11 protein-coding genes and 1 pseudogene are annotated in these 8,926 nt (G+C 40.6%); 7 read left to right on the top strand and 5 right to left on the bottom strand.

Annotated elements, in window-relative coordinates; genetic code table 11:
- The 4 genes from L650_RS0102360 to L650_RS0102345 all read right to left on the bottom strand — a co-directional run.
- The coding region (locus tag L650_RS0102360; RefSeq protein WP_029772047.1) for a helix-turn-helix domain-containing protein at positions 1-566 on the bottom strand (566 nt) is incomplete at its 3' end.
- Positions 567-879: 313 nt separating this feature from the next.
- Complete coding sequence (locus tag L650_RS0102355; protein ID WP_024031447.1) at positions 880-1,245, bottom strand: hypothetical protein; 366 nt, start codon at positions 1,243-1,245, stop codon at positions 880-882.
- Positions 1,246-1,308: 63 nt separating this feature from the next.
- Complete coding sequence (locus tag L650_RS0102350) at positions 1,309-1,917, bottom strand: paraquat-inducible protein A (protein WP_029772046.1); 609 nt, start codon at positions 1,915-1,917, stop codon at positions 1,309-1,311.
- 2 nt (positions 1,918-1,919) lie between these two features.
- Positions 1,920-3,185: an EAL and HDOD domain-containing protein gene (locus L650_RS0102345; protein WP_085065405.1), complete on the bottom strand. Its 1,266-nt coding sequence runs from the start codon at positions 3,183-3,185 to the stop codon at positions 1,920-1,922.
- Between the two features lie 145 nt (positions 3,186-3,330).
- On the opposite strand from L650_RS0102345, the gene L650_RS0102340 reads away from it, so the two are divergent.
- From L650_RS0102340 to L650_RS0102330, 3 genes are all read left to right on the top strand, one after another.
- Positions 3,331-4,089: a substrate-binding periplasmic protein gene (locus tag L650_RS0102340; protein ID WP_164835529.1), complete on the top strand. Its 759-nt coding sequence runs from the start codon at positions 3,331-3,333 to the stop codon at positions 4,087-4,089.
- A gap of 69 nt (positions 4,090-4,158) precedes the next feature.
- On the top strand, positions 4,159-4,725 hold the full coding sequence (locus tag L650_RS0102335; RefSeq protein WP_029772043.1) for a PhnA domain-containing protein: 567 nt from the start codon (positions 4,159-4,161) through the stop codon (positions 4,723-4,725).
- A gap of 117 nt (positions 4,726-4,842) precedes the next feature.
- Positions 4,843-5,658, top strand: coding sequence for an META domain-containing protein (locus L650_RS0102330; RefSeq protein WP_029772042.1), 816 nt, complete (start codon positions 4,843-4,845; stop codon positions 5,656-5,658).
- Positions 5,659-5,701: 43 nt separating this feature from the next.
- Here L650_RS0102330 and L650_RS0102325 read toward each other — a convergent pair whose 3' ends face one another.
- Positions 5,702-6,541, bottom strand: a complete 840-nt coding sequence (locus L650_RS0102325) for a 23S rRNA (adenine(2030)-N(6))-methyltransferase RlmJ (protein WP_029772041.1) — start codon at positions 6,539-6,541, stop codon at positions 5,702-5,704.
- 238 nt (positions 6,542-6,779) lie between these two features.
- Between L650_RS0102325 and zapB the strand changes: the two genes are divergently transcribed.
- The 4 genes and pseudogenes from zapB to L650_RS0102300 form a co-directional block, all read left to right on the top strand.
- Positions 6,780-7,010 carry a cell division protein ZapB gene (zapB, locus tag L650_RS0102315; RefSeq protein WP_024031454.1) on the top strand — a complete coding sequence of 77 codons (231 nt, stop codon included), beginning with the start codon at positions 6,780-6,782 and terminating at the stop codon, positions 7,008-7,010.
- Positions 7,010-7,312, top strand: a complete 303-nt coding sequence (locus L650_RS0102310) for a cell division protein ZapA (RefSeq protein ID WP_029772040.1) — start codon at positions 7,010-7,012, stop codon at positions 7,310-7,312. Before zapB ends, L650_RS0102310 begins: the two co-directional genes overlap by 1 nt.
- Positions 7,313-7,374: 62 nt before the next feature.
- On the top strand, positions 7,375-8,397 hold the full coding sequence (locus L650_RS0102305; protein ID WP_029772039.1) for an MBL fold metallo-hydrolase: 1,023 nt from the start codon (positions 7,375-7,377) through the stop codon (positions 8,395-8,397).
- Between the two features lie 36 nt (positions 8,398-8,433).
- Positions 8,434-8,926, top strand: a pseudogene (locus L650_RS0102300) (lytic transglycosylase); the annotation flags it as partial.

The following is an 8,926-nucleotide window of genomic DNA, read 5'->3' as shown; positions in this document are numbered from 1 at the left end:
TCTCGCATTACCTTTAAGCAACCTACGGTCGTTTCTGAAGGAAAGAACTCGGCGTATACTTCACTAGTAGCATCGTCAATCATGATAACTAAACAGTGCTTTTTATCACCAAACCAACGATGAGGGCTACCATCCATTTGCATCATTAATCCCGGAGCTTCCATGCGTTCTCTGCGTTTGCGAACATTACTACGTCTTCGTTTAGCGCGTTTAACATGGTGGATATCATGAGCCCAACTTCGTAGGGTCTCGCGCTTAACTACGATGTTTTCATTGATTGCTAACTGCTCAGCTAAGTGAAGCAGATTCAAGTCGAAATACTTTTCTTTAATCAGAGTTTGCACGGCTTTTTTAATTGATACTGGTGTTTTATTTGGCGGGGCTTTGCCACGATTACCATGAATAGCAAATTGAATACCGACTTGCTGATATTGTTTGACGTAGCGTTCAATTGTACGTCGTGACTTGTTAAGTAACTTTGCTGCATTGCCAATTGTTATTCTGTTTTCTGCTACTTTAGCAATAATATCAACAGTGAGTTGAGCTTTTGAATCCATCACAATCATCCTCAACATGCCTTATTAGTATTCCAAAAACAAAACACTAACAGACACGTAAAAAAGTGACCGACAAATTCCCTTGGTAATTAGCGATTACGACAGAATCGCTTGGTAATTAAGATACGACAAAGTCGCTTGGTGTTAACAAATGGTGTTGAGTTAGTCGTTATTTATAGCGACAGTTAAATAGAGTGATAACAAGGCATAAACATCGACATGAAGTTGCTCTACACGAGAGGTTTATAACGCTGTTAACGCTTTATTTGGCACGCTAAATGACTAAATAATCAAGTCGATTGGTATCACACCTATCCTGCGTTTAAGCAAACATAGGAGGGCGATATAAGGTATTACTAGGTGGGGAGGAAATACCGCTATTAAGCTGGGTAACTTTTTCACTCGATAACGAAAAAGCAGTAAATAAGGCCGGGGACGTTAAAATAGAGCTGCTTCCACAGCCATTTATTGGGCAATGACAATCATTTTGAACATCTGCTTCATCACTGCAGCAATCCATTTCCATCATACCTGTATGCAATTTACTCTCGCTCATTACATGTGTGGCATGCTTTGCTGATAGGCTCATGTGTGGCATTTCGCACTGCTGATTTACAGACGCAACGGCTTGCCCCACAAACGTGAGTAGCATCACAACAACGAGTAAATTTGAGTAAAAACGCTGCAAAACAAAACCTATTAAGTAAATTACCCAGTAATAATATTTGAGTTATTAAGCTAACTCAAATAATTAATTTTCTTTTTTAGGCGGTTTAATTAAGCTACTCGCTAAAATAGCAAAAATACAATAAGCACTAAAATACCAAAATCCCTCACCAAAAGTGCTATGCATAATTAGTAAATCGCTACTTTGCCCATGTGCATTGCCTGCCAAATAAGTCACTATTAACGCAATAACAAACACATCCACCATGCTCCACTTGCTCAGTGCGCAAATAACCACACCTAACTTATTTTTAAATCTGCTGGGCGACAAGCAGCAATACAGTAATTGCAGCAGTAATTTTAAGCTTGGGATCACAATAGAGAACAACCCAACTAACGCCGCTACCAATAAATTATTATTATTAGCTAGCTCGTTTACGGTTCCCCTAATACTTTGTGTTTTGCTATACGCGTTTATTTCACCCTCTAATTTATCAAGTCCTAACATGCTAGAGAACATCATTAACATACTACGGGTACGGCCATCGCCTTCCTCAGCCAGCATTTCTATGCCTGCTTTGGCGAGTTGCGATTTATCAATGTTGCCCTCAATCGATAATACAGGTTTGGTAACACCAGGAAATAACAGCCCTAATGCAACCACAATACTTAAAATAGATAACCAATTACGCATATTTATTCTGCAATAGCCTCAATAATTTCGTCACTATACAACAGTGCATCAAGAACATAATTAAAAATATGGCCTATGTGCAAATCACTGTTTATTGCTGGCATTAACACCGCTATTTTATCCATTTCATCTAGTTCAAACGCCCTAATAAGCGCAAGGCTTTGCCCTAAAATGCCCTCATTGTTTAATAATGCCTGGGCAATACTTTCATCTAGCGAAAACTCTTTAACAATTGCTTCAAGGTTTGCATCTAAAATTGCATCCATCACAGAAAACAACCCAACCAAGTAGCCCTGACCAACCAGTTCTGCGTGGTTTTGCCCTAGCAATAGCGCAATAAACTGCGCTCTGGTTAAGGCAAGTTTTGTGAGTTCTGAGGGTTTATCGGCGCCTAATTCGCTCAGCGCCAGCACGCGTACCAGTTGCCTTATGCTGTCCTCTCCTAAATACACAACCGCTTGCGAAATAGAAGTAATTGTTAATTTAGTACTGCCCGAGCGGGCATTCGCTAATTTCAATACTCGCGCTGTAATTGCCACGTCTCTGGCTACTTGTTTTTGTATTTCATCAAAGCATAAAGATTCTTTTGCCGTAAAGCGCAGTAAATCAAACACAATCACCTTACCCGGCTCCACATCTTTGTAAGTGATCATCTCTGGGCGGGCAAAAAAGTAACCCTGAAATAAATCGCAACCGGCTTGTTTTAACGAGTGAAATTGCGCATGAGTTTCTATGCGCTCAACAATAATTTTTGCATGCGGATTAGCGCGTTTAATTTTTTTTATGCGCATATTGGTTTTAATTATTACATCGTCCATTTCAATTTTGATGTAATCTACATGCGCAAGTAATGGCGCCCATTTATCGTCGCCATCGTAATCATCTAAGGCAAACTTGTATCCCTCTTGCTTGAGCGCTTTCACGCGCTGAGTTACCTCAGCTATTTTGTTCGTACGCTCAACAATTTCTAACACACAATTTTGTGGTACTAACAATTTAGGAAAGTTTTCTAAAATAGTGGCTGAAGAAAGGTTAATAAACGCTAAATGATGCGCTGTAAGTTTGTCTGGCCCTAGCATCATCAGTGTATTAAAAAACAAACGGCTGGTTGCTTGCTCATCAGATGTTCCCACAGGAAATGCATTATGGGCTGAATCGCGATAAAGCAGCTCATAAGCAAACACATTCTGCTGCGCATCAAAAATAGGTTGCCTTGCAACAAACTGTGTTAGCTTTTGTCCGTTCTGAAAAATATTTGTGGGATTCACTTAATAAAAACCTATCTAATTTGGCGCTGTTTATTACAATGAGGTTATACACTGTAATTCAACTGCTATGAAGATTCTAGGATCATTGCAAGCGGAGTTAAATTACATAACGCTCAAGGTTAAAAGTTTAGCAAAGGTTACGTATTTGTATTTTTTAAAGTTGTTTTTATCCTTATTTATTTTGCACCTTGCTACGTTTGCTAATGCCCAGCAAAACCAGCCAGAACTAAATTACAATGTCAGTGCGTCAGGTAGTCACTACCCTTTTTACACCGGCAACCCAGAAAAACCCGGCATTTTGCCAGAAATAATCACCGCTTTAATGGCGCAAGCAAATATTACCGCCAATCACGTTGAGCTCCCCACTAAGCGAATTACCAAATACTTAGAAAACGGCATTATTGATTTTGATGTAATCACTCTGAAATGGTTAGCGCAAAGCGAGCGAGATAACCCTTATTATATTTTTTCAGAGCCGCAGATCCCCGCAACAGAAATGATTGTCGCGCTGCCTGATAACGTCGCGCAGTATCAAACTAAGCAAAGTTTATACTCTAAAGAGGTTGGTACAGTACTTGGCTACTACTACCATGATGATACAAAATTTAACCGCGTCGATTTTCCCTCTGAAAAAGAGCTAATGATTGCATTATCTAAAGCGCGTATTGATGTTGCTATTATGGGTATTCATACCGCAGCGTATTGGTCTAAACAACTAAATATTAATACTGAGTTTGGCGCCCAGCATTCGCATGGTTATTTAAGAGTGCGTTTACTTGCTAAGCACAAAGCATTACTGCCTAAAATTAACCAAGCCCTTGCACACTTACATAGCAGTGGTTACATAAAACGCATTGAAGATAAATACATTAACCCAATACCCGCACAAAATTTAAGGGATTAGTATCGCCGCCTACCTTTGCTAGGGTATAATACGGCCAAATGTAAACCTCTTCCTATATAAGAACGCCCTATGAGTATTGAAAAAGCCTTAATCGAGCGCAGTAATAACCAGTGTGAATTATGCAGCGCAACCGAACACTTATCTGTTTACGAAGTGCCTCCTGTTACCGAAACCCATTCAGACAAATGCATTTACACCTGCCAAACCTGTAAAGATCAAATAGAAAACAACAGCGAGCTTACCCCAACACATTGGCACTGTTTAAACGACAGCATGTGGAGCCAAACACCTGCCGTACAAGTAGTGGCTTACAGAATGCTAACGCGCTTAGCTGTTGATAATGGCTGGGCACAAGATGCGCTCGACATGATTTACCTAGAAGAAGACACCCTTACTTGGGCCAAAAAAGCCCTTGCTGAAGATGACGATATAAAACACGTAGACAGTAACGACGTAGTGCTACAAGCTGGCGATACCGTTACTTTAATTAAAGACTTAGACGTTAAAGGTAGTAGCTTGACCGCCAAACGCGGCACAGCAGTACGCAATATAGGCTTAACAAGTAACCCTGAACATATTGAAGGGCGAGTAGACGGCCAACGTATTGTTATTTTAACAAAGTTTGTAAAAAAATAGCGTTAAAGCATTATATTAAGGCGCATTAGCGCCTTTTTTTGTGCCTAAAAAAATTAAGCCATGATTAAGCTCCTCCCCCCTACACTTACCAGCAATATAGGAATAAGGAGCGCAAGCATGGCAAAGCAGCAATTTAGGTTTCATAAACGTACATTTACTGGCTTAGGTTTATTAGCCCTAAGTGCACTCACATTAGCGGGTTGTGAAAAACCAGCTAACGAATCACAATCCACAGTACAAGAAAAAAGCGTTATGGGTTTAACCACGCAAGTGAGCTATAAAGATCGCAGTATGCCACGCCCTGGCTCACAACTAATTGTAACGCTATCTGATGTGTCAAAAGCAGATGTAAAAGCCGAAATAATTACGCAACAAGTAATTGATATAAATAAAGCGCCGCCGTATACCGTGGAGCTAGCTTATGATGACAACAACATTGTTGATAAACACCGCTATAACCTCACCGCTAGAATCATTAATAAAGACAAGGTTCTTTATACCAGCACAATGCAGTACGACCCTTTTAAAAATGCAAACTCGGGGATTCTTCACGAAATTGAGCTTGAAAAAGTCGCCTCACCTAAAAGCGATGTTACCCTTACAAATACATACTGGAAAGCCGTTACAATTAATGCGCAAACAGTCAGTGTAAGAACAAAAGAGCCATTTATACAATTTGATAAAGATAACCGCGTTAACGGCTTTTTAGGGTGTAATAACGTCAGCGGCAGCTACAGCAAAGAGCAACATTCAATTTCGTTTAGCCAATTGGCAAGTACAAAAAAAATGTGCTCACAAAGCATGGAGCAAGAAGCGGCTATGTTAAACATGCTCAATAACACGCAAAAGTGGGCTATAGAAGGCGAGTCTTTAGAATTAAAAGATAGCAGTGGCAACACGCTTGCCACCTTTAATGCGGTTTATTTTAATTAAATAAAAGCCCAGCTGGGCTTTTACTTTACATAATGGCAGGCAGTTATTCGTCGACTAACTGCTCGCTTCTATAAAACCCGCTAGGCTCACTTAAAAGCTCAACTAATTCAGGTAATATGCTGTCCATAGTTTGTTTTAATTTCCACGGTGGGTTAATAACAATCATGCCTGATGCCGTCATACCGTGTACGTCAGTATCCGCTTGCGTGCCTAACTCAAATAATTGAATATTTCGCATTCCCGACTCAATCAGCCCTTGCTCCATTGTATTGATTCGCTCTCTATCGACAACGGGATACCAAATCATATATGTGCCGGTTGCAAAGCGCTGGTGCGCCTTAACTAGTGTGCTTACGACAGTATCGTAATCGTCTTTTATTTCATAAGGTGGGTCAATAAGCACACATGCACGGCGCGAAGCTGGCGGAAGTAGCCCTATTAATCCGGCAAAACCGTTTTCACCACGTACGCGAATAGAGCGCTTACCTTGCATGTTTTGCTCAAGTAACTGCAAATCGCGCGGGTGTAATTCAAAAAACCAGCCTTTATCTTGACGACGTAGGTAATGCTCAGCAATTTTTGGCGAACCGGGGTAAAACGCCAGTTCGTCCCCATCATTAAACGATTTAATTAATGCAATATAATCGTTTAGCGCCTCGTGCTCACTGCTATGTTGCCAAAGCTTAGCAATGCCCTCTTTGTATTCTTGTGTTTTTTGGGCATCAGATGAACTTAACTCAAAAAATCCCGCACCAGAGTGGGTATCAATATAATCAAGAGGTTTATCTTTAATGGTTTGATATTGAAGTACCTGTGCAAGTACTAAATGTTTAAGCACATCGGCAGGGTTACCTGCATGAAAAGAGTGTCTGTAACTAAGCATTGTTAATTTTCGCTATACGCAATTTAATATCGGCAGTGAACCATAAGCTCTGTATTTTGGCAACCTATACACCGCTTTGCGAGCAGTTAAGTGAACCATTTATGAACAAAAAAGCCGCCACCCTGAATTATCACTTAATAAACAATAAAATTGTGCTAAAACCACCGTAAATGCTGGCAAAACAACACACTTTGCTTTACATTTGCATGACATTAATTACAGTTATATGAGCGCCTTTATGAACAACACAACTCTTCAACAACTCGAACAACTGATTGACTCGCTTATCGAGCGCAACAACCAATTACAAACAGATGTTGCTAGCTTAAAAGAGCAAAACGCAAAACTAAGCGACGAAAACGAAATTTTACAACTAGAAGCCCTTGAAAACGAAGAAAAGCAAAAAGATGCCAGCTCTACGTTAACAGGCTTACTTGATAAACTACAAAGCGCACAACAGGCAAGCTAATGTCTGAGCTGCAAAACCAGCGGGTCACAGTTGAGTTGCTAGGTAAAGAGCAGCAGTTTGCATGCCCGGCTGGGCAAGAAGATGCATTAATAGCAGCAGCACAAAATTTAAATGACTTGGTTGAGCAAACAAAGCAACGCTCATCAGTTCGCAACGAACAACAGGCGATACTTTTAGCAGCACTTACACTTAGCCATGAGTTGCTAGAAGCTAAAACGCATGCCAGTGTAGAGCAACAGCAACAAGATCAACTCATTGATAAACTCAGCCAATGCTTGGCGAGTGACCCAATAAAAAAATAAAAAGCGCCCCGTGCGCTTTTTGTTTATTATGAGGGTAAATAAATGCTGCGCAGAGACACACAATGACATTAAAACCCCTTTTAGTAACTGTAATCCCCGCCCTTTTTATTACCCTTAGCCTACTTTCTCACTCTAGTAAGGCAGCGGTTACTTGGCAGCAAATAAACGAAAATGTACAATTTTTAAAACAACAAGATAAATTACGTTTTTACGATTCCAACCAAGTGCTCATAGAGGGCGAGCAATGCGCACTCATGGTAGATGCAAGCGGAAACTTTGCAGCCGTTGAAGCACTGGCAAAACAGTTAAAAAAACACCTTAAAACCCCGCTCTGTTATTTAGTTGCGACTCACTTTCATGACGACCATTTACTCGGCATGGCCGTATTACAAAATGCCTTCCCAAAAGCGCAGCTAATAGTGCATAAACAGGTAGCCGATAATTTTGCCACATACCAACAGGCTTATGATGATAAGTTAGCAGGCTATGAAAAAAGTATAGAGCTGAGCTATCAGCGCTTAGCCACATTGCCCGAGCAACAGCAAGCACAGTGGCGCGAAAAGCTCTCTTTAGCTAAACAACGTTTTTTACGTTGGAAAAACTATCACTTAAAATCACCTAGCACCGTAATCAGCGAGCAACAAAGTATTGATTTAGGTAACTTTGCGGTACAAATAACACCCGAAAAAGCCCACACAAACGGCGATTTAACACTTAGTACCAATAATGGCACGCTGCTAATAGGCGGCGATATTGTTGACTGGCTACCCTACCCAGGCCACGGCCAGTTACAAAATTGGCAAGCCTTGCTCAAACGCTATATTAATCAGCCTAATTTGCGTACAATACTTCCCGGCCACGGCGGGGCGCTTGAAAAAGCGCAACTTAAGCAGCCTTTATTGTTTTTAACAAATTTAATAACCCATGTGAAAAACAATAAAAAACAAACGCTTGAGCAACTTACTGAGAGTTTCCCTGCGGATGTTTTAGCACCATATAAACAAGAAGCGTTAAATACAAAGTCGAGCCAGTTATTTTTACAGGCTGGGCTTAAGCGCGCCCAGTTAATTGAGCACGCGCAGTAGTGTTATAAAATAAAGGATTGTAGATAAGAGATGAAGATGCGTGGATTGCTTGTCATTTGTGTAATTATTTTTTTGTATGGCTGTAACAGCACACAAACACAACCCGAAACAGACGCACCACAAATTTTTACTCACTTTGAGCCAAGCTACGAAAACCAAATAGAGCTTGAGCCTGTACAGCCAAAACAATTACAGCAAGCCAATACTGCGCCGCCGGTAAAGGCAAAAAAAACAATTGTAAAAAAGCGCCCCGCCAAAGCTAAAAACCTATGGGTGCATATTGCCAACAACCTACATTTTACGGTGTATCAAAATCGCGCCTTAAAAAAGCGTATTAACTGGTATTTAAAACAACCTAACTATTTACCCACGGTAAATAAACGCGCTGCGCCTTATTTGTATCATATCGTAAAAAAAATTGAGCAAAAGCGCCTGCCTATGGAGCTGGCTTTACTGCCCTTTGTAGAAAGTGATTTTAGACCCACCATTGCCTCATCGCAGCAAGCAGTAGGTGTTTGGCAGTTAGTGG

It is taken from the genome of Pseudoalteromonas sp. TB51 (genome assembly GCF_000498055.1).
GTDB lineage: Bacteria > Pseudomonadota > Gammaproteobacteria > Enterobacterales > Alteromonadaceae > Pseudoalteromonas > Pseudoalteromonas atlantica.
This window is presented reverse-complemented; position numbering and strand designations above follow the sequence as displayed.

Excerpts from the sequence above, each read along its gene's own strand:
- L650_RS0102335 (WP_029772043.1), top strand. The coding sequence starts at position 4,159 with ATGAGTATTGAAAAAGCCTTAATCGAGCGCAGTAATAACCAGTGTGAA.
- L650_RS0102310 (WP_029772040.1), top strand. The coding sequence starts at position 7,010 with ATGTCTGAGCTGCAAAACCAGCGGGTCACAGTTGAGTTGCTAGGTAAA.
- L650_RS0102330 (WP_029772042.1), top strand. The coding sequence starts at position 4,843 with ATGGCAAAGCAGCAATTTAGGTTTCATAAACGTACATTTACTGGCTTA.
- L650_RS0102350 (WP_029772046.1), bottom strand. The coding sequence starts at position 1,917 with ATGCGTAATTGGTTATCTATTTTAAGTATTGTGGTTGCATTAGGGCTG.
- zapB (WP_024031454.1), top strand. The coding sequence starts at position 6,780 with ATGAACAACACAACTCTTCAACAACTCGAACAACTGATTGACTCGCTT.
- L650_RS0102325 (WP_029772041.1), bottom strand. The coding sequence starts at position 6,541 with ATGCTTAGTTACAGACACTCTTTTCATGCAGGTAACCCTGCCGATGTG.
- L650_RS0102305 (WP_029772039.1), top strand. The coding sequence starts at position 7,375 with ATGACATTAAAACCCCTTTTAGTAACTGTAATCCCCGCCCTTTTTATT.